The 26104-nt window shown below is 59.1% G+C and carries 27 protein-coding genes and 2 rRNA genes (1 of these 29 only partly in view); 12 read left to right on the top strand and 17 right to left on the bottom strand.

Annotated elements, in window-relative coordinates; all coding sequences use genetic code 11:
• Both DESLA_RS0109050 and rrf read left to right on the top strand, forming a co-directional pair.
• Positions 1-2317: ribosomal RNA gene (locus DESLA_RS0109050) — 23S ribosomal RNA — on the top strand (it extends 639 nt beyond the left edge of the window).
• Positions 2318-2428: 111 nt separating this feature from the next.
• Positions 2429-2543: ribosomal RNA gene (gene rrf / locus DESLA_RS0109045) — 5S ribosomal RNA — on the top strand.
• A gap of 116 nt (positions 2544-2659) precedes the next feature.
• Here the strand turns inward: rrf and DESLA_RS0109040 are convergent.
• Positions 2660-3568, bottom strand: coding sequence for a purine-nucleoside phosphorylase (locus DESLA_RS0109040; protein ID WP_245590030.1), 909 nt, complete (start codon positions 3566-3568; stop codon positions 2660-2662).
• Positions 3569-3594: 26 nt separating this feature from the next.
• Between DESLA_RS0109040 and DESLA_RS0109035 the strand changes: the two genes are divergently transcribed.
• The 8 genes from DESLA_RS0109035 to DESLA_RS0109000 all read left to right on the top strand — a co-directional run bounded on the left by DESLA_RS0109035 (position 3595) and on the right by DESLA_RS0109000 (position 11005).
• Positions 3595-4350, top strand: a complete 756-nt coding sequence (locus DESLA_RS0109035; RefSeq protein ID WP_028572205.1) for a motility protein A — start codon at positions 3595-3597, stop codon at positions 4348-4350.
• Positions 4340-5104, top strand: a complete 765-nt coding sequence (locus tag DESLA_RS0109030) for an OmpA/MotB family protein (RefSeq protein ID WP_035261612.1) — start codon at positions 4340-4342, stop codon at positions 5102-5104. The genes DESLA_RS0109035 and DESLA_RS0109030 overlap by 11 nt, the downstream gene beginning before the upstream one ends.
• Positions 5105-5249: 145 nt before the next feature.
• A complete protein-coding gene (locus DESLA_RS22875; protein WP_156932912.1) occupies positions 5250-5522 on the top strand; it encodes a hypothetical protein in 273 nt (90 codons plus the stop codon).
• A complete protein-coding gene (locus DESLA_RS0109020) occupies positions 5497-6921 on the top strand; it encodes an ATP-binding protein (RefSeq protein WP_028572202.1) in 1425 nt (474 codons plus the stop codon). The genes DESLA_RS22875 and DESLA_RS0109020 overlap by 26 nt, the downstream gene beginning before the upstream one ends.
• 248 nt (positions 6922-7169) lie before the next feature.
• Positions 7170-9425, top strand: a complete 2256-nt coding sequence (locus DESLA_RS0109015; protein ID WP_028572201.1) for a carboxyl transferase domain-containing protein — start codon at positions 7170-7172, stop codon at positions 9423-9425.
• Positions 9426-9499: 74 nt separating this feature from the next.
• Positions 9500-10150 (top strand): hypothetical protein, encoded by a 651-nt coding sequence (locus DESLA_RS0109010; RefSeq protein ID WP_028572200.1) that lies wholly within the window; start codon positions 9500-9502, stop codon positions 10148-10150.
• Positions 10151-10199: 49 nt separating this feature from the next.
• Positions 10200-10565 (top strand): hypothetical protein, encoded by a 366-nt coding sequence (locus DESLA_RS0109005; RefSeq protein ID WP_028572199.1) that lies wholly within the window; start codon positions 10200-10202, stop codon positions 10563-10565.
• A gap of 8 nt (positions 10566-10573) precedes the next feature.
• On the top strand, positions 10574-11005 hold the full coding sequence (locus tag DESLA_RS0109000; RefSeq protein ID WP_028572198.1) for a single-stranded DNA-binding protein: 432 nt from the start codon (positions 10574-10576) through the stop codon (positions 11003-11005).
• 157 nt (positions 11006-11162) lie between these two features.
• Here the strand turns inward: DESLA_RS0109000 and DESLA_RS19625 are convergent, their stop codons facing one another.
• Positions 11163-11435: a DUF2917 domain-containing protein gene (locus tag DESLA_RS19625; RefSeq protein ID WP_035261609.1), complete on the bottom strand. Its 273-nt coding sequence runs from the start codon at positions 11433-11435 to the stop codon at positions 11163-11165.
• A gap of 258 nt (positions 11436-11693) precedes the next feature.
• On the opposite strand from DESLA_RS19625, the gene DESLA_RS0108990 reads away from it, so the two are divergent.
• The gene (locus DESLA_RS0108990) at positions 11694-13124 is read left to right on the top strand and encodes an aminotransferase-like domain-containing protein (RefSeq protein WP_028572197.1); all 1431 of its coding nucleotides are present in this window, start codon (positions 11694-11696) and stop codon (positions 13122-13124) included.
• A gap of 101 nt (positions 13125-13225) precedes the next feature.
• Here DESLA_RS0108990 and DESLA_RS0108985 read toward each other — a convergent pair whose 3' ends face one another.
• Both DESLA_RS0108985 and DESLA_RS0108980 read right to left on the bottom strand, forming a co-directional pair.
• Positions 13226-13738 (bottom strand): carboxypeptidase-like regulatory domain-containing protein, encoded by a 513-nt coding sequence (locus DESLA_RS0108985; protein WP_028572196.1) that lies wholly within the window; start codon positions 13736-13738, stop codon positions 13226-13228.
• Positions 13739-13830: 92 nt separating this feature from the next.
• Entirely contained in the window at positions 13831-14586 is a 756-nt protein-coding gene (locus DESLA_RS0108980; RefSeq protein ID WP_211239045.1) for a hypothetical protein, read from the bottom strand.
• 386 nt (positions 14587-14972) lie between these two features.
• Here DESLA_RS0108980 and serB point away from each other — a divergent pair, with 386 nt between their 5' ends.
• Positions 14973-16205 (top strand): phosphoserine phosphatase SerB, encoded by a 1233-nt coding sequence (gene serB, locus DESLA_RS0108975; protein WP_028572194.1) that lies wholly within the window; start codon positions 14973-14975, stop codon positions 16203-16205.
• A gap of 199 nt (positions 16206-16404) precedes the next feature.
• Here serB and DESLA_RS0108970 read toward each other — a convergent pair whose 3' ends face one another.
• From DESLA_RS0108970 to DESLA_RS19610, 13 genes are all read right to left on the bottom strand, one after another.
• Positions 16405-17010 carry a MarC family protein gene (locus tag DESLA_RS0108970; protein ID WP_028572193.1) on the bottom strand — a complete coding sequence of 202 codons (606 nt, stop codon included), beginning with the start codon at positions 17008-17010 and terminating at the stop codon, positions 16405-16407.
• A gap of 4 nt (positions 17011-17014) precedes the next feature.
• Positions 17015-17689: a PAQR family membrane homeostasis protein TrhA gene (gene trhA / locus DESLA_RS0108965; protein WP_245590029.1), complete on the bottom strand. Its 675-nt coding sequence runs from the start codon at positions 17687-17689 to the stop codon at positions 17015-17017.
• Between the two features lie 102 nt (positions 17690-17791).
• The gene (locus tag DESLA_RS0108960) at positions 17792-18406 is read right to left on the bottom strand and encodes an FmdE family protein (protein ID WP_028572191.1); all 615 of its coding nucleotides are present in this window, start codon (positions 18404-18406) and stop codon (positions 17792-17794) included.
• Positions 18406-18651 (bottom strand): DUF2442 domain-containing protein, encoded by a 246-nt coding sequence (locus DESLA_RS0108955; RefSeq protein WP_028572190.1) that lies wholly within the window; start codon positions 18649-18651, stop codon positions 18406-18408. The genes DESLA_RS0108960 and DESLA_RS0108955 overlap by 1 nt, the downstream gene beginning before the upstream one ends.
• Positions 18629-18784 (bottom strand): DUF4160 domain-containing protein, encoded by a 156-nt coding sequence (locus tag DESLA_RS23670; protein WP_353740160.1) that lies wholly within the window; start codon positions 18782-18784, stop codon positions 18629-18631. Before DESLA_RS23670 ends, DESLA_RS0108955 begins: the two co-directional genes overlap by 23 nt.
• A 174-nt stretch (positions 18785-18958) precedes the next feature.
• Entirely contained in the window at positions 18959-19711 is a 753-nt protein-coding gene (locus DESLA_RS0108950) for an ABC transporter ATP-binding protein (protein WP_028572189.1), read from the bottom strand.
• Positions 19708-20781, bottom strand: coding sequence for a FecCD family ABC transporter permease (locus DESLA_RS0108945; protein WP_028572188.1), 1074 nt, complete (start codon positions 20779-20781; stop codon positions 19708-19710). Before DESLA_RS0108945 ends, DESLA_RS0108950 begins: the two co-directional genes overlap by 4 nt.
• Positions 20782-20783: 2 nt before the next feature.
• On the bottom strand, positions 20784-21914 hold the full coding sequence (locus DESLA_RS0108940; RefSeq protein WP_035261600.1) for an iron ABC transporter substrate-binding protein: 1131 nt from the start codon (positions 21912-21914) through the stop codon (positions 20784-20786).
• Positions 21915-22098: 184 nt separating this feature from the next.
• Entirely contained in the window at positions 22099-22749 is a 651-nt protein-coding gene (locus DESLA_RS19620; protein WP_035261597.1) for an energy-coupling factor ABC transporter ATP-binding protein, read from the bottom strand.
• On the bottom strand, positions 22749-23519 hold the full coding sequence (locus DESLA_RS19615; RefSeq protein ID WP_051434530.1) for an energy-coupling factor transporter transmembrane component T family protein: 771 nt from the start codon (positions 23517-23519) through the stop codon (positions 22749-22751). The genes DESLA_RS19620 and DESLA_RS19615 overlap by 1 nt, the downstream gene beginning before the upstream one ends.
• Before the next feature lie 173 nt (positions 23520-23692).
• Entirely contained in the window at positions 23693-24355 is a 663-nt protein-coding gene (locus DESLA_RS0108920; protein ID WP_028572186.1) for a NikL family nickel/cobalt ECF transporter subunit, read from the bottom strand.
• The gene (gene cbiM, locus DESLA_RS0108915; RefSeq protein WP_028572185.1) at positions 24349-24981 is read right to left on the bottom strand and encodes a cobalt transporter CbiM; all 633 of its coding nucleotides are present in this window, start codon (positions 24979-24981) and stop codon (positions 24349-24351) included. Before cbiM ends, DESLA_RS0108920 begins: the two co-directional genes overlap by 7 nt.
• Positions 24968-25972 (bottom strand): sirohydrochlorin cobaltochelatase, encoded by a 1005-nt coding sequence (locus DESLA_RS19610; RefSeq protein WP_051434529.1) that lies wholly within the window; start codon positions 25970-25972, stop codon positions 24968-24970. Before DESLA_RS19610 ends, cbiM begins: the two co-directional genes overlap by 14 nt.
• Positions 25973-26104: the final 132 nt, after the last annotated feature.

The raw sequence follows: 26104 nt of genomic DNA, 5'->3' as shown, positions 1-26104 counted from the left end.
TTTATTTGTAGTGCGAGGTTAAGCCTTTCTGAGGCGTAGCCGCAGCGAAAGCGAGTCTGAATAGGGCGATTGAGTACTGCGGATAAGACCCGAAACCGAGTGATCTATCCATGGGCAGAGTGAAGCTTGGGTAAAACCAAGTGGAGGCTCGAACCAATAAGGGCTGAAAACCTTTTGGATGACCTGTGGATAGGGGTGAAAGACCAATCAAACTCGGTGATAGCTGGTTCTCCCCGAAATATATTGAGGTATAGCCTCAGGTAATTCGCGCACGGAGGTAGAGCACTGAAAGGGCTAGGGGCCCCACCAGGTTACCAAACCCTATCAAACTCCGAATGCCGTGCGTTTTATCCTGGGAGTCAGACTGTGGGTGAGAAGGTCCATAGTCAAGAGGGAAACAGCCCAGACCGTCGGCTAAGGCCTCCAAATTCGTGCTCAGTGGGAAAGGAAGTGGAGTTGTTCAGACAGCCAGGAGGTTGGCTTAGAAGCAGCCATCCTTTAAAGAAAGCGTAATAGCTCACTGGTCTAGTGATTCCGCGCCGAAAATGTAACGAGGCTAAGCACGATGCCGAAGCCACGGGTGTGCGTTGAACGTACGCGGTAGGGGAGCGTTCCTCGCGGGATGAAGGTGAACCGGAAGGTTTGCTGGACTTCGGGGAAGTGATCATGCTGGCATGAGTAACGATAAAANNNGTGAGAAACNNNTTCGCCGTAANCCCNAGGTTTCCTGGGTAAAGNTAATCTNCCCAGGGTNAGTCGGCCCCTAAGGCGAGGCTGAAAAGCGTAGCTGATGGGAAACAGGTTAATATTCCTGTACCTGTGAGACATCGTTTGAGTGATGGGGGGACGCGGAAGGGTAGGTCATCCGGGTGTTGGATGTCCCGGTTCAAGGTAGTAGGCTGGCTTCGTAGGCAAATCCGCGAAGCTTTAAGCCGAGAACTGATGACGAGTCTTTAAGACGAAGTGACTNATCCCATGCCGCCGAGAAAAGCCTCTAAACGAGATGTCTTTCAGACCGTACCGCAAACCAACACAGGTGGGCGGGGAGAGTATCCCAAGGCGCTTGAGAAAACTCTGGTCAAGGAACTCGGCAAAATGACCCCGTAACTTCGGGAGAAGGGGTGCTCTTTTTTGTGAAGGGACTTGCTCCCTGAGCATCGAAGAGTCGCAGAGAAACGGCGGGGGCGACTGTTTACTAAAAACACAGGTCTGTGCGAAGTCGTAAGACGCGGTATACAGACTGACGCCTGCCCGGTGCCGGAAGGTTAAGGGGAGAGGTTAGGGCAACCGAAGCTTTGAACCGAAGCCCCGGTAAACGGCGGCCGTAACTATAACGGTCCTAAGGTAGCGAAATTCCTTGTCGGGTAAGTTCCGACCTGCACGAATGGCGTAACGATCTCCGCGCTGTCTCGACCAGAGACTCAGTGAAATTGAAGTGGCGGTGCAAATGCCGTCTACCCGCAGCAAGACGGAAAGACCCTGTGCACCTTTACTATAACCTGGCATTGGGTTTTGGGGCATCATGTGTAGGATAGGTGGGAGGCTATGAAGTCTGTACGCCAGTATGGGCGGAGCCATCGTTGAAATACCACCCTTGTTGTTCTAAAACTCTAATACTGGTCAGTGAACCCTGACCGTAGACAGTGCCAGGCGGGTAGTTTGACTGGGGCGGTCGCCTCCCAAAGAGTAACGGAGGCGTGCAAAGGTTCCCTCAGGCTGATTGGAAACCAGCCGTTGAGTGCAAAGGCATAAGGGAGCTTGACTGTGAGAGAGACATCTCGAACAGGGACGAAAGTCGGCCTTAGTGATCCGGTGGTCCCGCATGGAAGGGCCATCGCTCATCGGATAAAAGGTACGCCGGGGATAACAGGCTGATCGCGTCCAAGAGTTCACATCGACGACGCGGTTTGGCACCTCGATGTCGGCTCATCACATCCTGGGGCTGGAGCAGGTCCCAAGGGTACGGCTGTTCGCCGTTTAAAGTGGTACGCGAGCTGGGTTTAAAACGTCGTGAGACAGTTTGGTCCCTATCTGCTGTGGGCGGAGGAGACTTGAGAGGGCCTGTCCCTAGTACGAGAGGACCGGGATGGACGAACCTCTGGTGGACCAGTTGTCGCGCCAGCGGCACAGCTGGGTAGCTACGTTCGGCAAGGATAACCGCTGAAAGCATCTAAGCGGGAAGCCTGCCTCAAGATTAGGTCTCCCTGGAAGTGATTCCCTAAAGGTCCCTGGTAGACCACCAGGTTGATAGGCTGGAGGTGTACGCGCAGCGATGCGCTCAGCTGACCAGTACTAATAGACCGTGAGTCTTAACCTCTCTATACTTCGTTACCTATGAAATAGGTGACTTGTGATTGGTGATATGCAGCCTGGAAATATCCAGGATATTCGCAAACCACCCCCACAAACCACCCATCACCAAATTTGTTCTGGTGGCCTTGGCGGAGGGGACACACCCGACCCCATTCCGAACTCGGAAGTTAAGCCCTCCAGCGCCGATGATACTGCGGTTCTAACCGTGGGAAAGTAGGACGCCGCCAGATCATTCCTCATCACAAAAACGCCCGCTTAGGAAACTAAGCGGGCGTTTTTGTTTTTAACCGCTGAATATGATGGGAATGAAAAAGTGTCCGCTTTCGAGTGAAAGCCTCAACTGCTCTTACATTCGTGGGATCAACTGGTTGAGCAAAGACGAGAGACGGCCTCCAATGTCTTTTCCCACGGAAATGATTTCCTCAAGGGAAGTCGGGGCCATGCAGTCCGGAAGGTTTTTGTTCGTGAGGCAGGATAAGCCTAGTATTTCCATGCCCATCTGCTTGGCGGCGATGGTTTCCATGACTGTGGACATGCCGATGGCGTCCGCGCCGAGTCGGCGAAACATTCTGGTTTCAGCCGGGGTTTCCAGGCTGGGACCGAGAATCCCGATGTAAACGCCGTCTTGAAGCCGCTGGCCCAATCGGAGCGCGGTAGCGTGGGCCAAGTCGGCCAGCCGCGGAGAAAATAATTGACTCATGTCCGGGAAATGCGGGGCACCGTAGTTGAGACCGACCAGCGGATTGCGTCCCGTCAGGTTGATCTGATCGGTGATGACCATGATTTCCCCCGGATGATACAGAGGGTTGAGGGCACCGGCGGCGTTGGTTATGATAATTTTTTTAACCCCCAGCAATCCCAGGGTACGCAGGCCAAAGCAAACCTCGTCCGGCGTATATCCCTCGTAGAGATGAAAGCGACCCTGGAGGGCTAAAACGGGAACGTTCCCGACCTGTCCCGCGCAAAGCCTGCCGGCATGACTTTGGACGGTGGCTTCGGGAAAGCCTGGGATCTGCGCGTAATCAATTGCCTGAAAGGCTTGCAGGGTTTCCACCCATTGACCAAGTCCGGTCCCGAGGATAATGCCAACAGGTGCTTGCGAGCGTGAAGTGAGTTGAGGGGATAGAGCCCCGGCAGCGGCGGTTTCTAGCTTAAGAATTGTGCTGGTCATCTCTGGCTTTTCTCCTGGCATGCTTGTTATGTATTTGATGATGCCGCAAAAGGTGGGGACTTTGCCTTCGGCGGAATATTTCATTTTGAAGACAAGGGGCGATAAAAGCAATGGATAAGACGACATTATTCGGGATCATTGCCGGTACGTCCTTGATTCTCGTCGCCATCTGGCTTGGCGGGGCCGTAGACACCTTTGTTAATGTTCCCGGATTCTTGATCGTTGTCGGCGGTACATTGGCTGCTATCTGCGTCAACTACCCGCTCAACGATATTATCCAAGCGCATACGGCGGCTTTTAAGATTTTTCTTTCCCGGAAGGTGCGTGAGATCGATGTGGTGAACACGATGGTCAAGATCGCGGACATCAGTCGTAGAGAGGGGTTGCTGGCGCTGGAGAACATCAAGACCGAGAACTTGATTCTCAAAAAAGCCTGCCAGCTGATTGCCGACAACGCGGACCCGATGTTGATTCGAGAAATGTTGGCCATTGAGATCGCTTCATTGCGTCGTCGCCATCTTATTGTACACGATGTATTCAAGCGGATGGGGGCGTATGCTCCTTCCTTCGGCATGATCGGCACGTTGATCGGCCTCGTGCAGATGCTGGCCGCTCTTCATGACCCGTCATCCATCGGTCCGGCCATGGCCGTGGCCTTGCTGACCACCTTCTATGGTGCCATGATGGCCAGCTTGGTATTCCTGCCCGTTGCTGGGAAATTACGGAGCCGGAGTCAGGAGGAAGTTTTGCATCTGCACATTATTTTCGAAGGCGCGAAGTGCATTCTCGAAAACAATAATCCGCGGCTTGTCTACGAAAAGCTCTCCTCTTTCGTTCCTCCAAAGGACCGTCGCAGTGAGCGTTGATTTTCAAATTTCTTCCCAAAGTACGTCGATCTTGGAGTCCGACCTCGACGAAAATGGTGAGGGCGATAAAGACTGGATGGTGACATTCACGGACATGTGTCTGTTGCTCCTGGTTTTTTTTATTTTGCTTTTCACCATGTCCACTTTGGATGACGAGCGCTTTCAAGAGTCGTTTTTCTCCGTGCGCATGGCCTTGGGCGATACCATGGGAGGTACGCTTGGGGCGGATAGAATTCCCGCCGAAGACATCGGCGTGTTTATCGATCAGGCGATGCTGCATAGGCAGGTGGTTGAGAATCAGCGTCGTATTTTTTCTGATTTTCGGTATTACCAAAATACCAAAGGGTTGGAAGGAGTTGTCGGGGCTGTATTTGATGAAGGAACGATCACCTTGCGGGTACCGGGAGACGTTTTGTTCGGACTGGGGCAGGTCACCTTGACTCCCGAAGGACGGCGCGTCATCGCGGAACTTAAGGATTTTTTTATTCGCTATCATGATCAAACCATTAATATTCGGGGCTTTACGGATGATATTCCCCCCCGAAGCGGCGGACGATTCGAGGACAATTGGGAAATATCCGCCTTGCGTGCCGTGAACGTCCTACGCTATCTTATGGAACTCGGCATTGAGCCGGTACGGTTGACGTCCACGGGGTTGGCGGAAATGTATCCTCTTTTTCCGAATACCACTGACGAAAATCGAAGCAGAAACAGACGAGTCGAATTCGTCTTGGAGAAGCGCATTGGGAATTGAACCGCTCGACTTTTCGGTCGAATATCCGAATGATGGTCATCGGGATCATCACCGCCGGGCCGTTCGCGTCCATCTTCCGGGACTTACGGTTTGGCTCCTGGAACGAGAAGCATTTTACCCCGTGGTCGATCTGAGCACATTTGGCTTGGCCTTCAAGGACGAGTCAAAATCCTTTCAGAGTGGGCAAACAGTGACGGTGGACGTGCATGTTCAAGGAAAGGTCTGGGTTGCCGGACTGGATGCCAAAATCGTCACAATCCGGGATGGCATCCTGGTGGCGTGTACGTTTCCGAATATGTCCAAGCTCCAGGAGCAGCGCATGGACAAGCTCAGCTTGGAAATTCAAAAGCGATGGATCAAAATCCGTAAATTTCAGAAACAGCAGGGCGAGGATGAAGCAAACGCGAAGCAAACATAAAGTCCTTATCGCCAATCGCGGCGAAATTGCCATTCGGATCATCCGGGCTTGCGAGCAGCTCGGCTTGGATTTCGTCTGCGTCACCACCAAGGAGGACGTGGCGTCCGGGCATTGCCGGTTGGCCGTGGAGTTGGGTGGTGAGCAGGCCTTATACAGGATCAGTTCCTACTACGACCCAAATGAAATGTTTTCGGTGGCGGATGTCTCCGGAGCGACCGCCATTCATCCTGGGTACGGGTTTTACGCCGAGGATCACCGGTTCGCCCGTCGTGCCAGCGAGCGCGGCCGCCCGTTGATTTTTATCGGACCATCCTGGGCCGTTATTCGCGATCTCGGAGACAAGATCAATACCAAGCGCCTGGCCCGGAGCCTGAACATTCCGACCATCCCCGGCTCGGATCGACCGCTGTACGATGAGATCGAAGCCGAGAGCATCGCCGAGGCCCTCTTTGCATTTCAGGTGGACCAGGGTGTGCATAGGCCAGTGGTTCTGGTCAAGGCCTCCGCCGGAGGCGGGGGCATGGGCATCGAGGAAGTCAACGACCCGGATAAGTTTCGAGCTACCTTTCGCCGAGTGCGCAACTATGCCAAACGACAATTTCGAGATGAAGGCGTACTGGTGGAGCAGCGCATTTTTGACTTCAACCATCTTGAAGTGCAGATCGTGGCCGAGCGCTCCGGGACGAACATCGTCCACTTCGGTACCAGAAATTGTTCGGTGCAAAGTATCGGGCGGCAAAAACGAATCGAAGTCGCACCGGGGTTTGCCCCGCAGTTCGTGACGTATGCCTTTGACGCCGGGGAGGTGCTTGATTCCATCATCAACCACTCCCTGACCATGGCCAGGGAGGTCCGCTACGACAACGTCGGCACCTGGGAGTGGATCGTCACGCCGAACGGGCAGCCGTTTTTGCTTGAAGTGAACACTCGTATTCAGGTGGAGAACGGAGTCAGCGCCATCATTTCCAGGCTTCCGGGCAAGAAGCAGGTCAATTTGATCGCGGAGCAGATCCGTTTGGGGCTGGGCGAGCCCATGGGATACGCCCAGAAAGGCATCGTGTTCGACGGTGTCGGGATCGAGTACCGGATCATCGCCGAGGAGCCGGACAACAAATTCGTGCCCTGGGTCGGGCGAATCGACCGTTTCTCTTGGAAAGACGAGCCCTGGGTCCAGGTCTTCACGCATGTACCCACGGACAAACCGTACGACATCCCAACAGAATACGACCCAAATTTGGCCTTGGGCATTGTCTGGGGAGAGACGCTGCATCAGGCGCGGGAACGTGGCCAGGCGTTTCTGGACAACCTAGTGCTGGAAGGCGAGAACGCCCAGGGTAAGCCGTTGCAGTCCAACATCGCTTATTTGCGTCAAAAAACGGATATGCTGCTGATGTTTTGATTTTCTCTCCGAGAAGATTCACTGTTACGCTTCGAGCACATCATTGGAACACCCCCTCATCCATGAAGTCATGGGAGCAGGAACCCGGTGAGGATTTTGTCATGCCTTTGCAGCCGAGAATCACTTGGGCCGCAAGGTGCCGATTTGGGAGTTCGGAGTTGTCGCCCGTGCCTCTTCGCACTGTGGAGGACCAGCTCATGGATTGCCCGCACCAACCCTAATCGATCATATTTAGAGAATAACCCGTGATGGATATAGATAAAACCATTTTCGAACTGCGTGAGCGGCTAAAGTACATTCAGGATATTTTTGGTCCGAAAGAGAATGAAAATGTATTGCTTTTGCGGGCCAAACTTCAGGAGTTCGAGGAGCAGCTTCCCAAGCTGGATCCTTCGGAACAAATCCGACAAATTTCTTCACTGGAGGATCTGTTCGGTTTTCTGGAGAAGAAGCTGGAGCGGCAGCTCACGCCCATGGACAAGGTCCGGATCGTTCGACATCCCCAGCGGATTTCATTGAAGGACATTCTGGAGCACGTCTACGACAACTACACGGAGATCGGCGGCCAGGACGAATACAGCGTGGACCCCAGCATGCTGATCGCCAGGGCCTACATCACCCGACGGGTGGGGAACAAGGTCTTCAACCAATCCGTGATGGTCATCGGCCAGGAAAAAGGTCACGGCCAGGAGTTCCGCAACGGCGGTTCGGTCAAGCCCTGGGGGAACGCCAAGGCCTTGCAGTACATGAAGGTCGCCGAGACCGAGAACATTCCCATCCATGCCTACGTGAACACGCCCGGCGCGTTTCCCCTTGAGGACTATCCCGGAGCTGCTCAGCAGATTGCCCGAAACATCTATGAAATGGCCGGATTGCGGGTCCCGGTGATCGCCATTTTTTCCGAGGGCGGGTCCGGGGGAGCGGAAGCCATCGGGCTGGCCGACGTGCGGCTGATGCTTTCCCACGGGTATTACTCGGTGATTTCTCCGGAAGGCGCGGCGGCCATTGAGGGGCGTATCAGGCAAGGGCAGCGCGTTCCGTCGGATTTGGTGGAAAAATGCGCGAAACAACTCAAAATTACCGCTGAAGACAACCTCTCCCTGGGGCTTGTGGACAGGATCATCCAGGAGCCGGTACTGGGGGCGCGGACGGAGCATTTTGATTTCTTTCGGACATTGCGTCAGGAAGTGATCAACGCCACGGACGAGATCGTCCTGCGGGTTCGCGGGATGAACTACTTTCGGGCCAAGGCCGTCATGCGTCAGAAGAAATCACCCGGGGCCAACGCGGAGAATATTTTCGTCCGTTGGAAGCTTGGCGCGGCGGCTCGGGATCGGTTGCTCTGGAAGCGCTACCAGCGCTTTATGACCATGAGCCGACATGCCGTACTGGACCGGCGCTCCCTGGGGCGAAGAGTCTATGATTACGGGACGGATCTGGGGTGGTCGGTCTATTCCTTTTTCAAGTACGATTTCTGGCGCAAGCATCAGAAAAAGGTGACCCAGGTGGCCGAGGACGTGGGGGCCGAGTTTCAGGTGGTGCTGAACAAGTGCTTCGCGCCCATCAAGCGGATCAAGGGCTCCCTGAAGGGGGGCGAAGGAGACGCGGGCGGGGACCAATGCCAACTGACCCAGTTGTCCCGGTGGGAGGAGCGCGAGGCGGAGCCGAAAAAGGAGTATCTCAGCCCCAAGGCCAAACAGGACGTGACCATCACCTGTCCCAACACGCCGATTCACGGCTGTCTGGACATGTGGGCTCCAGACCTGTTCGGCGAATGGGCCGGGGTCTGCATTCACTGCGGACACCACTTCCCGATGGAATACGACTGGTATCTGCGCAACGTGTATGATCCGGATTCCGTCAGGGAATTCAATGCCCAGATCGAGGCCAAGAATCCTCTTGGTTACGAGGGCCTGGACTTGAAACTGGAGGAAGCCAAGCGCAAGACGGGGCTGAAAAGCTCGTGCATGACCTTCGAGGCCACCATCAACGGTGTGAGCGTGGTCACGGCCATGCTCGCGGCCGGTTTTCGAGGGGGCTCGGTGGGGGCGGCGGAAGGCGAAAAATTCATCCGCGCCGTTGACCGGGCGCGTAAAAAGCATACCCCATTCATAGCCTACGTCCACGGCACTGCCGGAATTCGCATTCAGGAAGGGACCCTGGGCGTTATCCAGATGCCGCGATGTACCATGGCCGTTCGGCGGTACCTGGAAGACGGTGGACTGTATCTCGTGGTCTACGACACGAATTCCTACGCCGGACCCGTGGCCAGTTTTCTGGGCTGTTCTCCGTACCAATTCGCGATCCGTTCCTCCAGGGTCGGTTTCGCCGGTCCCGGCGTGATTCAGGAGACCACGGGCATGCCGGTGGAGCCGCACTATCACGGAGCGTATCAGGCCTTGTCGCGCGGGCATATTCAGGGCGTCTGGGACCGCCGGGAGATGCGCAAGAACGTCTATCAAGCCCTCCTGACCGTGGGAGGAAGGAATCTGTATTACCGCTAGTCGCCGGAGGCCCCGGCCATCAACCTTGCCGAGGCCTCGCGTGAATACGAGAAAACTGAAGTTGGGGGTGCTGATTGCTGAACATAACCGAATTACTGGACGAGATTAAGGCTTCCCCCTTTGAGGAGGTCGTTATCACGGCTCCGCATACCGGGACCGTGGAGTTCGTGGTGGACGCTCCGGGGGCGAACGTCGTCGGGCCGTCCGGAGCGTGGCGTGAAAAGCCCGGCACGTTGCTTGCTCGTCTGGATCGTGAAAAGAACAAGAAGCTGATTCACGCCGCCCTCAAGGGCGTTGTGGAGCATGTGCATACGGAACTGGCGGGACGATTCGTTCAGGCCGGAACCCGGCTGATGACCATTCGGCACTTTCTCAGCAAAGAGGAAGTGCTGGATCGGCTGCTGCGGAAAACGTTGCATCTGTTCAATGCGCCGGAGCGGGCCAAGTATTATTTTCGACCGGACGTGGACATCAAAGTGAAGTCCAAAGGATGTCAGTCCGTGGAAGTCCGGCCGGACATGGATCTGTTCATCGTTTCGCGGATGAAGCGGGAAAGCCAGTTAAACTACGTCGGGCCGGAGGGCATCATCTATGCCGTGTATTTCGAGGCCAATCAAAACGTCGACGCCGGAGCGCCTTTGATCGGCGTCTGTCGCAAGGACCAGCTTTCCACGATTCAGGACGTGGTCAGCCGGGTTCAGAGTGAGTGGGTGGAGCAGGACTGATTTCTCGCCGGAACGGATCAACCCGCATCCAGACAAAGAGAGGAAATCCATGGGCAAAATTTTACAGGTTCGCGTCAGCGCCGTTACGTATGATCCGGATGACGTGTACAGTCGATGGCCTGAACTGAGCAGACTGGCTTGGGGCGAGAAGCAATCCGTCGACTTGAAGGACGTCGGGGTGCGGCAATTGACGGCCGTGCTGGAAGACAAATGGAAGTTCGGGGAGGATTGGCCCCGTGATCTCAAAAATCTTCTGGAAAGGGATGTCGAAGTCTTGCGAGAACTGGATCGGCGCTTGGAAGACGCCCTGGCCGACCGTCAAGCCGATGCGGCCGACCGGATCACCTATGAACTGGAAGATGTCCTGGACGAACTGGAAAGCGTGGTCAAGAAGCAAGCCTTTCCGACACCGTAGGAGGAATCATGAGTGGATCACTGAATAAAGTCATTCTTGTCGGCAGACTCGGGCAAGACCCGAAGTTGGCCTACACCCAGAGCGGACAGCCGGTGGCCAACTTCACCATGGCCACGGACGAGTCCTACACGGATAAGGACGGCCAAAAGGTGGAGAAGGCGGAATGGCACCGGGTGGTGGTCTGGGGCAAGCAGTCCGAGTTCGTGGGGAACTATCTGACCAAGGGCCGACTGGTGATGGTCGAGGGCAAGCTTCAGACCCGTAAATGGCAGGACCAACAGGGTCAGGATCGATACACCACGGAAATCGTGGCCCAGCGGGTCCAGGCCATGGATTCCAAGGGCCAGCGCACTGAAGAGGCCCCCATGCCCGATGACCGCCACTCTCCGGGGCCCATGGCTCAGCCTTCGGAAAGCGGAATGGATGAGGTGCCGTTTTAGCCTGTTTTCAAGAATCACAGATACCCACGAAGCCCCGGATGACGTAAGTCGCCGGGGCTTTGTCGTTGGTGCGTTCGTCCGTGTACTTTCCCAGGGTCGATATCAAGGACGGGACTGCCCGCTCCGGATTGCCGGATGCCTGCCCGGGACCTTCGCGTCAACGCAAAATCGCGATTCTGGTTTCCGGACCATAGCCGGTTATGGCGGTTTTGCCCCAGCCGCCGGGCTTGACCTCGTTGCCCGGCCTCAACTCGTAGTCCTTGCCGTCGCCTTCGGACGTGACCCAGGCCCGACCGCTGAGGCAGACCACGCGCACTCGTCTTCGTCCGGCGACGGTGGCGATTTGTCGGTCGCGCAGAGTGATTTCCACGGGGCGTCTGGCCAGAAGCAGCCCAGCCAGGGCAAGTACGTTACCGCCAAGGGTGATCATCCGTTTCCGTAACCCTTGCAACGTCCCTGTTTCTCTGTTCGGAGCATCAACGCGATCCGTGCATCTCCCCGTGACCATAGTCGCCTCCCGAAGCTGAAGGTTTCTTCGTACTCATCTCTGACGGACGTGGGCAGTCCTTGACCCACTGCTGTGAGGAGAGTTAGACCTTGAAATCTGTATTATGGACAGATACAGAAAAACGAAAAAATAACTATAACAGTTTTGTGGCTAGGGAGAAGCAGAATGGAGATGTTGCGAATGTCTTCCGAACAATTTCGGTATGTTGCCGTCGAAAAGCAAATCATGGAACAGATTGAGGATGGTGTGCTGCGCCCCGGGGATAAGCTGCCTTCGCTGCGCAAGCAGAGCAGCAGGCTCCGTGTCAGTCTGGCCACGGTGAATCAGGCGTATTTGGAATTGGAGCGCAAGGGCGTGGTTGAGGCGCGGCCCAAATCCGGCTTTTACGTGCGCCCCGGCTTTCGCGGCACCCTGGAGGCGCCCTGTCGCACTCCTTCAAATCTCGTGCCCACCAGCGCCACCCGTGGGGAGTTGATCCGTACGGTATTCAAGGGCGTGGGCCGGGAGGACATCCTGCCGTTCGGCGTGGCCACCATCGGCCAGGAGCTGTTGCCCATCAAGGCGCTGAGTCGAATTCTCGCTTCCATGGTCCGTGAAGCGCCCATGGTCGCGGCCCAGTACGAGCCCATCGAAGGAGACCCTGAACTGCGAAGACAGATTGCCCTGCGAGTCGCGGAGGACGGCGTCCCGTCCCGTCCCGAGGAAGTTATCGTCACCTCCGGTTGTCAGGAGGCTTTGAACATCGCCCTGCGTGTTTTGACCAGGCCTGGGGATATCGTGCTCATCGCGGCCCCGGCTTACTACTGTTTCCTGCATTTATTGGAAAACCTGGGGCTCCGGGCCGTGGAAATCTCCTCCTGCCCTGAAAACGGGATCAATCCCGAGGATGTACGCCGGGCCGTAACCATGCACGACGTCAAGGCCTGCATTTTCAATCCCAATTTCAACAATCCCGACGGCTCGCTCACCCCGGACGAGGCCAAGAAGGAAATCGTCGCCATCCTCACGAAAAAGGATATTCCGTTGATTGAGGACGAGGTTTACGCGGATATTTATTTCGGACCGGCCCGCCCCTTGAGTTGCCGGGCGTTCGACCCCAAGGGGCTGGTCATTCAGTGTTCTTCATTTTCCAAGACCCTGGCTCCGGGTTATCGCGTGGGCTGGATCATGCCCGGGCGGTATTTCACCAAGGCCTTCGAGGTCAAAGCCACCACCAACATCTGCTCGGCCACGCCGACCCAGCGGGCCGTGGCCGAATATCTCCGGGCCGGGCTGTACCAACGGCATCTCAAGCGACTGCGCGGCGGCATCGAGGAACAGATGCGACATATGCTCTGCCTTATCGCGCGGTATTTTCCAGAATCCACCCGAGTCACCCGGCCCACCGGAGGGGCCGTGCTCTGGCTGGAGCTGTCTTCAAGCGTGGATTCGGTGAAGTATTTCTATCGTGCCCTGGAGATGGGCATCGGCGTGGCCCCGGGCGTGGCCTTTTCCAGCCAGGACAAGTTCAGCAACTATATTCGGCTCAGTTGCGGCCATGCTATTTCCCAGGACCTGGAGGCGGGGATTCAGGTCCTGGGTGAACTGGCCCGGAACATGACGGTGGAGTAAGCCTTCAAGCTTGAAGCGGAAAGATCGATATGACCCGTGAAGCAATGGCCGAGGACGCCTTGTCCGTGAACCGGTCCGCGGTCGCGAGTATGCCCCGCGGGTCAGCGGCAAAATGGTTTTCGGCGCGAAAAAAACAGGGCCGTTCCCACGCATCCCCAGACCACGGACCCGATCATCAAGGCGTGTTGCCACGGGGTGACGCCGGAGGGAAGGCGGGTTGCGGGGTGGGAAAGGACGTGGGAGGAAGGTTCGGAAGGCGCGTCACGCGGAGAGTCGATCCGGATGTGCGCCATGGCTCCGTGTCCGGCCTGTCTGGCCTGGATAGCCCATGTTCCCGGGATGGCCGGGTCTGGTACAAAGGAGAATCGGCCGTCGGCGTCGGTTTGTCCGGTCTTCCACGGGGTGGCCGGATTGTCCGGAGCGTAGACCGTGACCTGGGCCTCGGACATGGGCTGGCCCGTGTCGTATCCGGCTTGGATGACGACGCCCGTGGTCTGAGAGACGTCGATCATCGCACCATGGGCACACAGGTTTTCGGGCGCAGCCAGAGCGAGGAGCATGACGAGAAGCCAAGCCGCCGTGCCCGGCCATGGAGCGAGGGAGCTACGGTGCATGCAGGATGGCTTCCTAGGTGGTTTTCGGGGTGGCTTCCGGGGTGGAGAACCGACCGCCCCGGAAGCTTCGTGTCGTGAGGTGGTGCATGGAATCAGTGCCATTCCACGCTACAGTGTCCTTCACCGGCGTGGCCGATGTGCAGGCCGTGGAGTTTGAGCATGTGCTTTTTCGCCCCATCCGCGAAGGGCGCGAAGCCGAGAGCCTTGATGTTCATTTCGTCATCCGCGGGCTTGTCGGCGCGACCGAAAACGTGATCAAGGTGAAAGGTCATCTCCAAATCGGCCAAGCCGTCCTGCTCCAGAAAACCTTTCCGTTCATCCCCGACAAACTCACCGCAACGATAGGTTCGTTCCTCGTTGGAATAGAGTTGGAACTTGACCGTTTGGTCGTCCTTTTGCGCTTCACCGGTAATGACCATGGAGTATCCAGCCAGCATGCCTTCTCCGGCGTTGGTCATTTTCCAGGAAATGGCGTTGTAGTGCCCGGCCTGGGCCGGGGTCTCGCCCACCAGGATCCGGGAGTCCTCGTCCGCCTGCATGACCAGATCAATGGTATGCACGCCTTCCAGCTCCACCGTGGACGCGGCGGCGATGGGTCCGCCGGCCTGGGCGTCGTAGGGGGGATCGACCTGGTAGGCCGTGATCTCGGACAAGGTGACGAAAATATGGCTGAACGTCAGGGTCCAGCCGTCCTTGGTCAGCTTGGGAGCAAGAAAACCCTCCGTCGCCAACTCTTCGCCGTTGGCGTAAAACCGCAATGATCCGGCCTGAGCCGAACCGGCCATCACAAAGAAGGCCATCAAGGCGGCCATGACCACGCCAACTGTAACGTGCTTGAATGCTCTCATGCTTCCTCCGAGGTTTGACGGGTCCCACTGGTCGGCAACCCAAGTGATTCACAGGTCGGTCCGGATTCGCCCGGTCGACGATTATTGAAAAGAAGACTATCTTATGTGAAGATATATTGTCAACGGCATTCCCTGTGTCACTATTTCTGTTTTGTTGTTCTGTCTGGGCGTCATCTTCTTCCGGATCAAAGGACGCGAGCTTCTCCCCTATTCGGCTGTTTCTCTCGGGCTTTTTCCTTCTTTTCGATTCAGCATCAGCTTTCCTTGACGCGAGGGGCTCGCTCAAGCAAATATCCGGCGTCCTGACGATAGGGGGAAGTCCTGTCGGTCTTGACGGTTTGTTTTCAACTCTCAACCGGCATTTTTGCATCGTAAGAAAAGAACCCATGCGCGAAATCATTCTTATTCAGTTGACCGGTACGGACCGGGATGGTCTTTTGGCCGGGATAATGGATCAGTTGGCGGCGTCCGGGACAACGGTCCTGGACATCTCCCAGTCCGTGATTCACGAGGAATTGTCCCTGGGCGTGCTGGTGGAGGTGCCCCGGGAAAATCAGGCCTCGCCCGTGATCAAGGATTTGCTGTTCTGGGCCTACAACCTGGGCCTGACCCTCAAGTTTTCACCTGTTTCCGAGGAAGATTACGAGCACTGGGTCGGCCAGCAGGGGCGTCGGCGGCATATCGTGACCCTGCTGGGCCGGACCTTGACGGCCGAGAATCTGGCCCGTCTGGCTCAGGTGATCACGGACAACGGCCTGAGTATTTTCGGCATCACCCGCCTTTCCGGGCGCAGGTCCCTGGCCGATCCCGCGGCCATGCCCCGGACCTGCGTGGAGTTTTCCGTGCGCGGCACCCCGGCGGACATCTCAGCCATGCGTGCCGCTTTTCTGGAACTGTCCCGGGAGCAGGGCATCGACATCGGGTTTCAGGAAGATAACGCCTTTCGTCGGATCCGTCGCTTGGTCTGTTTTGACATGGATTCCACCCTGATCCAGGCCGAGGTCATCGATGAGCTGGCCAAACGGGCCGGGGTGGGCGAGGAAGTCGCCGCCATCACCGAAGCGGCCATGCGCGGGGAGCTGGATTTTTCTCAGAGCCTGCGCAAACGGGTGGGGCTGCTGCGGGGGCTGTCGGAGTCCGTGCTTGAGGAGGTAGTTGAAACCCTGCCGCTGACCGAGGGGGCCGAACGGTTGATCCGCACCCTCAAGAATCTGGGCTACACCATCGCCATTCTGTCCGGGGGCTTCACCTATTTCGGTGGGCGCCTGCAAGAGCGGCTGGGTATCGACTATCTGTACGCCAACGAACTGGAAATCCGGGACGGCCTGCTCACCGGGGGGCTGGTGGGCGAGATCGTGGACGGTCCAGGCAAGGCCCGGCTGCTCAAGGAGATCGCGGCCAAGGAACATATCTCCCTGGCCCAGGTCATTGCCGTGGGCGACGGAGCCAACGACCTGCCCATGCTGGACGTGGCCGGGCTGGGCATCGCCTTTCACGCCAAACCCGTGGTCCGGCAGGGCGCGGGCCAAGCCATCTCCAATATGGGGCTGGACGGAGTGCTCTACTTTTTAGGGTTGCGGGACAGTGACACCATGGAGGAGTTGGCGGCTCAGGAGTGATCCGGCCCTGAAAGTCAAAGCCATTTATACGATTCTCATTCAACCATGCTTTATTTGCTTGAGAAAATGCAGTTGTCGGCGTCGGTGTCGGCGCTTCGCTATCGGGATCGATACTGTTTGTGTGCCAATAACCTGAATTCGATTCCGATTCCGATCCCGATAGCGACACCGAAAGCGAATCATTGAATTGAAGATGGTATTACAATTCCAGCATGCCCCGGATGCCGGTGAACACGATCTGGGCGGAAAGGGCGGAGAGGATCAGGCCGGTGATCTTGGAGAGGATGGTCAGGCCCAGGCGGCCCACGACCCGTTCGATGGTGTTGGCGGTCAGCAGCATCAGACCCACGGACAGACTGGCGCAGATAAAGGCCGCCATGCTGATCAGCCGTTCACCCAGCGTGTCCACGCTTGCGCCGATGACCAGCAGGGCGCCCACGGTGGCCGGGCCGATGGTGATGGGAATGGCCAGGGGGACCACGCTGATGTCGCCGTCCGCTTCCTGGGTCGGTTCGACCCGGGTGCCCCGGACCAGGGACACGGCGGAGAGGAAGAGCAGGGCCCCCGCGCCGATGCGGAAGGCGTCCAGAGTGATGCCGAAGACGTTGAAGATGGCATTGCCGGCCACGGAGAGGATGCAGCCGGTCACGGTCACGGCCAGGGCGACCCTTCGGGCCAGACGTCGGCGTTCGGGGATGGCCAGTTCCTTGGTCATGGACAAGAAGGCCGAGAGGACGAAAAAGGGCGTGAGCAGAAAAAAGAGCTTGATGTAGACGCTCACGAACAGGTTCAGATTTTCGGTCATGACATCAAGCGCTGATCGGGATGACGTAGAGCAGGATCGCGAAGAAGTGCAAGACGCTGCCGGCCAGGACGAAGAGGTGCCAGATGGCGTGGTTGTGCGGCAGGCTGCGCCAGACGTAGAAGCCGATCCCGCCGGTGTAGGCCAGGCCTCCAAGGGCCAGCAGGAGCAGACCGCCGGGGGCCACGGCATGGAGAAGCGGCTTGGTGGCCACGACGATGGCCCACCCCATACCCACGTAGAGCAGCACCGAGAGCACCCGGAAGCGACGCCAAGGGGTCAATTGCAGCACAATGCCCAGCAGGGCCAGCCCCCAGATCGTGCCGAACAGGGACCAGCCCCACGGCCCGCGCAGATTGACCAGGGTGAACGGCGTGTAGGTCCCGGCGATGAGCAGGAAAATGGCGCAGTGATCGCAGATTCGGAGGACCTGTTTCGCGCCGGGGTGGGTAATGCCGTGGTACAGGGTGGACGCCGTGTACAGCAGAATCATGGTGGCGCCGAAAATGCTGCAACTGACGATATGCCAGGCGTCTCCATACCTGGCGGCCAAGCCGATCAGGACCGCGAGACCGGCAACGGAGAACAGAATCCCCACGCCGTGCGTGATGCTGTTGGCGATCTCTTCACGCAGGGTGTATCTGCCGGTTATATTCTGGGCGGACATATTCAGGGCGACCATGGGCATCTCGCTTTTTGTCGAGGTTGTCGGGATCGCGATCACATTGCGAAGATTTGAGTAATGGCTTGCGTGGTTCCGGATTTCCGGGCGATGGGTTCGTTTCTACACCTTTTGCTCCACATCCGCAAAGCAGGGAATGCAGTAGGTTTCGCCGGCGAAGCGGCGGGTACGGGATTCCATGGTGGATTCGCCGCAGGCCGCGCAGGTCAGGCTGTCCAGGATTTTGGCCGGTCGGGGGGCGAGATTGGTCGGCTGGGCCACGGTGAACAGGTCGGCCAGCGGGGCTTCGAAGACACGTTGGCGGGCCTTGAGCTTGAGCGCCTTGGCCTGTTGCTGTTCCTGCTCCGTGGCCGTACCGGCGAAGACCTTTTTCATCAGATCACGCAGTTCCCGGCCTTCCGGCTCCATGGCCTCGCGGTGGAATACGGCGCGCAGGGCCTTGTTGTCCGTGGTCCGGTAGAAGGAAAAGGCGGTCTTGCCCAGATCCTTGTGGATCAGGTTGCCCTTGCCCAGGGTGCAGCCGGTGAGCACCTGGATGCCGTCCACCCCGCACATGTCCGTTTCCACCACCGCGATGATCGGGTTTTCGTCGTTGTGCCCGAGTTCTTGCAGGCAGAGTTCCGCGGCCCGTAGGCCGATCCACAATCCTGGACATTCGTGGCCGTGAAAAGAAACGGCCCGGTCGATTTGCTCTTGGGTCAGGGTGCAGTTGGGCATTACGCGGCCTCCCTGAGAGGTTTGGCTTGAAGCATGCTCTCAATGCTCAAATGGTAGTCAAGTGTTGGCCATTCAATTCCGGTCGCGTCGCAGATGAAGTGATAGTTTTGGATATCCCTGATCGCCGCTGCAAAGAGGATCGGATACCACTCCAGAGGGGTTGAGATGACTCGACCATCGAGAAGCTCAACATGGAGGAGACGACTATCCGCCCAAACCGACTTACCCATTGGAAAACCATTCATTCCATTTCTCCTCGAAAAAAGCGCTGTTTTCTTGAAAAATTTTCAAACATCGGTTTATTTCATTAGGTTTGAGCGTGGAATAGACGATATTTTGTGACTTCAACTCGATTTTTGCCCATCTCTCCGCATACATGACATGCACATGTTTGGGGAGGTGTTCATTCGCGTAAAAGAAGAACTTGAATCCGTGTGCTTGGAGTAAAGTTGGCAAAGACAACCTCTTATATGCCGAGATGATTATCGAAAAGTCAAGATTGAATGGACAATAATAATTGCAGGGAAGCGGCATGAAGGCCTTTTATAATCGTCACCGGGGCACCACCACAGTCTGGCCCTGATGGCGCAGGATGTCCACCTGGACGCCGTAGACTTCGTGAATCATGTCCGGGGTCAGGTCGGCGTTGCAGCCGCATTGGAACACCTTGCCTTCCTTGATGAACACGAAGGCGTCGGAGAAGCGGAAGGCCATGTTCAGGTCGTGCATGGTCATCACCGCGGCCAATTTGTGTTCGTGGACCACGTGGCCGATGGTGCGCAGAATCTCCAACTGGTTTTTCAGGTCCAGGCTGCTGGTGGGTTCGTCCAGGAGGAGGACCGAGGGTTCCTGGACCAGGGCCCGGGCAATGCAGACCTTTTGCAGCTCCCCGCCGCTCATTTCGTTGATGTGCCTGAGGGCCAGATGCTCCAGGCCGAGCTGTTTCAGGGCCCCGTCCACCATGCGCAGGTCCGCTTCGGATATCCGCCAACGCAGGTGCGGCTTGCGGCCCAGGAGCACGGCGTCAAAGGCGGTCATCCGTCCGGCCTCGTTGCGTTGGGCCACGTAGCCCAGGCGCTTGGCGATGTCCCCGGCGCGCATCCGGAAGACGTCGGCGTTTTCCACCATCACGGCTCCGGTCTGGGGTTTGAGCATGGCGTTGATGCAGCGCAGCAGGGTGGTTTTGCCCACGCCGTTGGGGCCTAGAATGGTCAGGACCTGGCCCTGGTCCACGCTGAAGTCCAGGCCGTGCAGGACCAGCCGACCGTTGTAGCCGATGCGGATGTTCTGTACGTCCAGGATCATCGGTTGCGTCCCCGGATCAGCAGATAGAGGAAAGTGGGCGCGCCCAGGAAGGCGGTGAGTATGGACACCGGGAGCATCCGGGGGGCGAGCAGCATGCGGGCCGCGATGTCCGCGGCCAGAAGCAGGCAGGCCCCGGTCAGGACCGAGGCCGGAAGCAGATAGCGGTGGTCGTCGCCGATGACCCGGCGGACGATATGCGGGCAGACCAGCCCCACGAAGCCGATGATCCCCAGGAAGGAGACGATCACCGCGGTAACCAGGGAGGCCGTGAGCATCCCGACCATCCGGACCAGCTCCACCCGGACCCCAAGCCCCCTGGCCGTCTCGTCTCCGGCGTCGATGGCGTTGTAGTTCCAGCGGTTGAGGATGAAGAAAATCACGGCCCCGGCCACGACCACGGCCATGAACCCCACCTCCGGCCACCCGGCCCGCCCCACGTCGCCAAAGGTCCAGAAGACCATGGCCGCCAATTGCACGTCGTCGGCGAAATACTGCAAGAACATGGTCCCCGCGGAAAAGAGCGAGCCCAGGGCCACCCCGCTGAGGACCATCACTTCCGGGCTGGCCCCGCGCAATCGGGCAATGGCGATGATCACCAGCGAGGCGGCCATGCAGGCGATGAACGCGGAAAGGGTGGTCATGTAGGGGTTGATGATGCTCACCGCGCCCACCTGGGTGCTCTGCATGGTCCCGCTGCCCAGGAGCATCACGGAAAAGGCCGCGCCAAAGGCCCCGGCCTGGGAAATGCCCAGGGTGAAGGGCGAGCCCAGGGGGTTGCGCAGGATGGACTGCATGGCCGCCCCGGCCGCGGCCAGCCCGGCCCCGGCCAGAACCGCGGCCAGGGCATGGGGCAGGCGGATGTTCCGGACGATGATCTCGTACCGGGCGTCCTCTCCCAGACCGAAGAAGGCCAGAACCACCTCCCAGGCCGGAATGCGCACCGCCCCGAGGGAGACGGCCAGAACCAGCAGGACGCCGGTCAACGCGGTCAGGAAGACCAGGAACAGAATCTTGCGGCCGATGTAGGCGCTGTAGGTCGTCGGGATCTGGCCGTGATCAAAGTGGGTCATGGCTATTGCACGGTGATCCGGACAAAGCCCATGTTGTCGAAGTCTTTGTTGATTCGCTCAAAAGCGGGGCCGCCGTTGAGGAACGCGGCGATTTCCTCGGCCTTGGCCATGGGGTCGATGTCCGCGAACTGATCCGGGTAGAGTACGCTGCCGATGAAATACGCGTTGGCAAAGACGGACTCGTAGTTCGTGGTGTAGAAGTTGTAAGGGAACACGCCGTAGACCCGACCAGCCTGGACCGCCGTGAGGGCCTGGAAGGTCGGATCGGAGCGGAGTTGTTCAAGACCGTTGGCCCCGCCTTGCAACCGGGTTGTGGAAATATCCAGGAAGACGACCTCCGGATCCCAGAGCAGCAGCTGTTCCTTGGCCACCGTGGCATGGGAGCCGCCGGTTTCGCCCTTGGATAAATCCCCGGCCATGTTGCGGACGTTCAGAAAGGCGAAGGGCGCATAGGCCGGTTCGGTGGAGGCAAAGCCATGGCCTCCGCGCATGGCGATGCCGCCGATGAAGGTGCTCGGGCGGTCATCCGCCGCGACCCGGGCGGCCCGCTGCTCCAGGTCGGCCTGGAGGGCGTCGAAAAAGGCGATCACCGCCTCGGCTCGTTCCTCCTCGCCGATGACCTGGGCCATGATCCGCAGGGTCTGATTCAGGTGTTCCCGGCCATGGGTCAGGTTGCCGTAGCCCAGGCCCACAACCGGGATGCCGGTCTTGGCCTGCAAGGCTTCAGCCCCGCCGTCCCGCTGGGCGTTGGCCTTGATGATCACCTGCGGGGCCGGATCCAGGGCCGCGATGAGTTCCGGGTTGTCGTGGCCGCGGAATTCGCCGAATAGCGGAAAATCTCCGAATCCCGGGTTGGCCACGGCATAGGGCCGGGCGTCCACGCCAAAGGGCAGTCCGCCTTTTTCCGCGCTGTCCACGCCCACGATCCGGTCTTGCCCTTGCAGGTAGACCAGCAATCGCAGACATCCGGAACCGGAGCAGATCACTCGGTCAACCTGGTTGGGGACAACGACTTCCCGGTCGAGCATGTCCATGATGGTCCGGGTGTCTTGGGCGTGGAGTGGAGTAGCGAAAATCGTGAACAAGACCGTCAAGGTCGCCAGGAAGTTGAGCCGGGATTTTTGGATACACATGCTCGGAGCCTCGTGGTTGCTGGGTTACATGGAACAAGAATGGAATGAATACATCAGATTCCATTCTGTTTGCAATAAAAAAATACAAATAATATCTTCGTGGCACGATGGTGCGGTGGTCGTGTTATGATTTGCTCGTCTTGGGATGCGGCTGGTCCGCGTCTGGAGCGTTTCCTGAAACCGCTCACCCCAGCGTGATGCTGCGAGTGGTCAGGATATTCAGCAGTTCCATGTCGTGGCTGGCGATGAGCATGGTTCGGGGAGAAGAGGTCAGGGCGTGGAGGACCATGTCCCGGGAACGGGCGTCCAGGTCGTTGGTGGGTTCGTCCAGGAGCAGGATCTGGGGCTGCATGACCAGAACCGTGGCCAGGCTGACCAGGCGCTTTTGGCCGCCGGACAAGGTGTGGGGCTGGCGATGGGCGAGGTGGGACAGGTGCAGTTGGTCCAGGATGGCCAAGGATTCAGCCCTGGCCTCAGCCGAAGAGCGGCCCAGGTTCAGCGGTCCGAAGGCCACGTCTTCCAGGACCGTGGGGGAAAAGAGCTGGTCGTCGGGGTTCTGAAAAACAAGACCAACGCCGCGGCGCAGGGCCGCGAGGTCCGTTTTGGTCCGCACGGGGCGGCCTTGGAAAAGCAATAAACCTTTGCGGAGCGGGATCAGGCCGACCAGGGTGAGCAGGAGGGTGGTTTTTCCGCTGCCCACGGGGCCGACCAGGCCGACGCGCTCCGCGGGGTCCAGGGAGAGATGAACGTCTTCCAGAACCGGTGGAGCCGAAGGGCCGTGGGCCACGAAGGCCTCCCGCAGGGCCAGCAGGGGCGGTGTCGTCTCTTGGGTCATCACCAGGTCAACCGGTCGTGCAAGGTGATCAGCACCGGAGGGATGCAGAGCGCGGATGCCAGGACCGCCTGGGACGCGCTCCAGGTGTCGCTGTCCAGGGTGCGAAAGCGGCCGTTGAAGCCGCGCAAGAGCATGGCTCCGTGGATCCGCTCGGCCCGGGCCAGACTCCGGAGCAGGGTCTGGCCGAAAAGCACGGCAATGGTCCGGTAGGTATGCCGGGAGCATTGGGGGACGAAGCCGCGGGCCAGGGCGGCCCGGTGCAGGCGCTGAAATTCCTCGGCCACCAGGAAGAGTTGGCGAAAGGTCAGCGCCAGGAGCAGCGACAATTTGCGGCCCAGCCTCAGGCGGCGCATCGCCTGGGCCAGGGCGGGCACGGACGAGGTGCAGAGCAGGGCAATGAAAATCAGGAGCAGGGCGTTGCCTTTGAGACCGATCCGCAGGGCCAGGGTCAGACCGTCCTGGCTGAGCCACGGAACGGCGGCCAGGGCCGGGCCGGGATAGGTCAGGCCGAGGACCAGGATCAGGCCGAGAAAAAAGACGTTGGCCGGGATCAGCCTTACGGCCACGCGGCCCAGGGGCTGGCAGGCCAGACGGGTCAGCCCCAGCCCGAAGAGCAGCGCCGCCAACCCGGCCCCGAGACCTTGAACCGCTGAAACCGCGATCAGGCAGACCGCGACGGTCAGGATTTTGATCCGGGCGTCCATCTGGTGCAGCGGACTTGCGCCGTGGCTCAGGGAGTCCCTGGATGCGAGCGGTTCATCAAGCATCATGTGCCATTTCCAAAGCTTCTCTTTCGGTGTCGGTGTCGGAATCGGTATCGGAATCGGGGTCGAATTAATGGTATAGGCGAACAAAACAGTATCGATTCCGATCCCGATACCGACGCCGACACCGATGACGGCATTTTTTCAAGCGAATAAAGTATTATCGGATTAAATTGGAATTACCGATCACCGGGGCGAGACGTTGTTGCCGTTTTTCGGCGTAACAGCAACGCGCCCAGGCCGGCCAGCCCGACGATCCAGCCGATGCCGCCGACGATTTCCGGGATGCCTGGGCCGCGTTGGCTCAGGGCCAGGATTTCCCGACGCAGGGGGGCGATCTCCTGGCGCACGGCTTCGGCGACGGCCTGTTGGAGCAGCATGGAGAGCTGGCTTGGGGAATGATCTGCGGAATGATCTGGGAAGGATGGGAGACCTGTGGCTTCTGGGGGTGAGGGAGAGGCCGTCGAAGGTATGTCAAGTGCGGGGAGTTCGTCGGGGGCGATGGTTTGCTCGGCCAAGTGGCCGGCTCCGTCCGTGGCCTGGACCAGAAGAGGGGCGCGGCGTTCCAGGGCCGTGGCGGGCAGGGCGACCTCGTACAGGCCCTGGGCGTCCGTGGTGCCGGAAAGCAGCACGTCGCCGGTGACGGCGTCCTGAACGGTGATGGCCATGTTCGCGCCGATCTGGCCGGTGCCGAAGGCGGTCTCCACCACCAGCCGGTCTCCCTGAACCCAGGCCATGAGCAGCAGGCGGTGGGCATGGGCCGTGGTGGTGCACCAAGGGGCCGTGATGGAAAACAGCGCAAGGACGAGAAGTCCAAGTCGGATTGGAGCGGGATTCAACATGGCGAACCTCCTTCCGTGGTAGGGGGAAGGGCGCAGGTCAGGAGGTCGGGTCGGGTCTGGCCCAGGAAGCCGACCACGAACAGGGTCATCGCGCCCTCGATGGCAGCCATCGGCAGATGGGCCAGGACCACCAGTTTGGCTGCGGTCAGGAAGCCCTGGTCGGTCATGGCCAATGCCGTTCCGGCCAACAGGGCCGTGCCCAGCACCGCGCCCGCGCCGGCCAGCAGTCCGGCACACAGGGCCGGCTTGCCGCCCCGGGCCAGCCAGGGCCGCAGGATCAGGCCGCAGACCACGGCGGGCAACGCCACGGCCGTGGTGTTCACGCCCAGGACCAGCAGGCCGCCGAATTGAAAAAGCAGGGCTTGGAGCAGCAGCCCCACGAAGATCACCGGAAAGGCGACCCAGCCCAGGAGCAGGCCGGCCAGGCCGTTGAGCAGCAGGTGGACGCTGCCGGGGCCCAGAGGGATATGGATCAGGGAGCCGATGAAAAAGACCGCGGCCAGGGCCGCGGCCAGGACCAGCCGGTCCTCGTCCAGTCGGCGCAGGCCGAGCCACAGCCCGGTGAGCGTGGTGGCCGCGCCCAGAGCCAGGACCGGAGCGGAAAGAACGCCTTCAGTGATGTGCATGGTCGGCGCCTCCGTGATCGGGCTGGGCGGGGCCTGGCTCGTGCTCCTGATGGGCCAAGCCAAGGTCGTTCATGGCCGTGTCCAGGTGGTCCAGCCAGATGGACCGGAAGCACGGAGATTCAATGGTTCCGGCGGCGTGTTCCCGGACCTCGAATCCGGCGGTTCGCAGTCGGTTGCTCCAGGAAGTGGGGCGGTCCCCATACATGTCCTTCTGGACGTGATGGCCGCAGACGGCCATGAAGGGCAGCAGCCAAACCGTGGAAATTCGTTGTTCCTGAAGCTTGGCCATGATGGCCGAAAGGCTCGGCTCGCCCATGAGCAGGGCCGTGTGCAGCAGCGGATCGCGGTCCTGAAAATGGGTTTGCAGGTCCAGGTAGCGTTGCTGGCCGTCGTGGTAGGTGCCGTGTCCGGCCAGGATCACGGCTTCGTCGGGGCGGCGCTCCTGGGGAATGAACCCCGGCAGGCAGTCCGCGACCCGGCGCAGGTCTTCCTGATCGTTCAGGAGCGGCGCGCCCAGGGCGACCTGGATGAATCCCTTGCGCGGATGTTCGTAGGCCTTGGCCAGGTTTTGGGTCCAGAAGTACTCCACCCCGGGGATGGTGTGCAGGGATTGGACGGTCAGATGAGTCACGCCCTGGTCGTGCATCCGGCTCAAGGCCACGGCCACGCAGTCGTGGGGCAGGCCCTGGTCGGCCAGCTTGCGCCGGACCTTGTGCGCGGTGAACCCCCAGGCCAGGGGCACATCCGGATATCGGTCGCGGACCTGGGCTTCGAACCGGTCGTAGGCTTGGCGGGCCGGGACCACCGTGGTGCCGAAGGCGACCAGCAGAATGCCCGGACGCTTGGGACCGACGGGAGCTTCAGGGCCATGATGGTGATGATCGTGGTCGTGGTCATGGTCATGCTCATGGCCATGACCACATTTGAAATGATGGTCGTGATGGTCGGGGCCGTGACGATGTCGGCCATGTGGGTGCGGATCGGTCTGCATCGATTCCCTCCGGAAAAGAACGGGACGGGAAACGAGTGTTCGGCGTGCTTGGGAGGCTGGGTTGTCGGCGCGTCGGGCCGGAAACGTCGGGGCACTGGCGGGACATCCCCTGAAGCGGCAAAACACCCGTTG

It is taken from the genome of Desulfonatronum lacustre DSM 10312 (genome assembly GCF_000519265.1).
In the GTDB taxonomy this organism is placed as follows: domain Bacteria; phylum Desulfobacterota; class Desulfovibrionia; order Desulfovibrionales; family Desulfonatronaceae; genus Desulfonatronum; species Desulfonatronum lacustre.
This window is presented reverse-complemented; position numbering and strand designations above follow the sequence as displayed.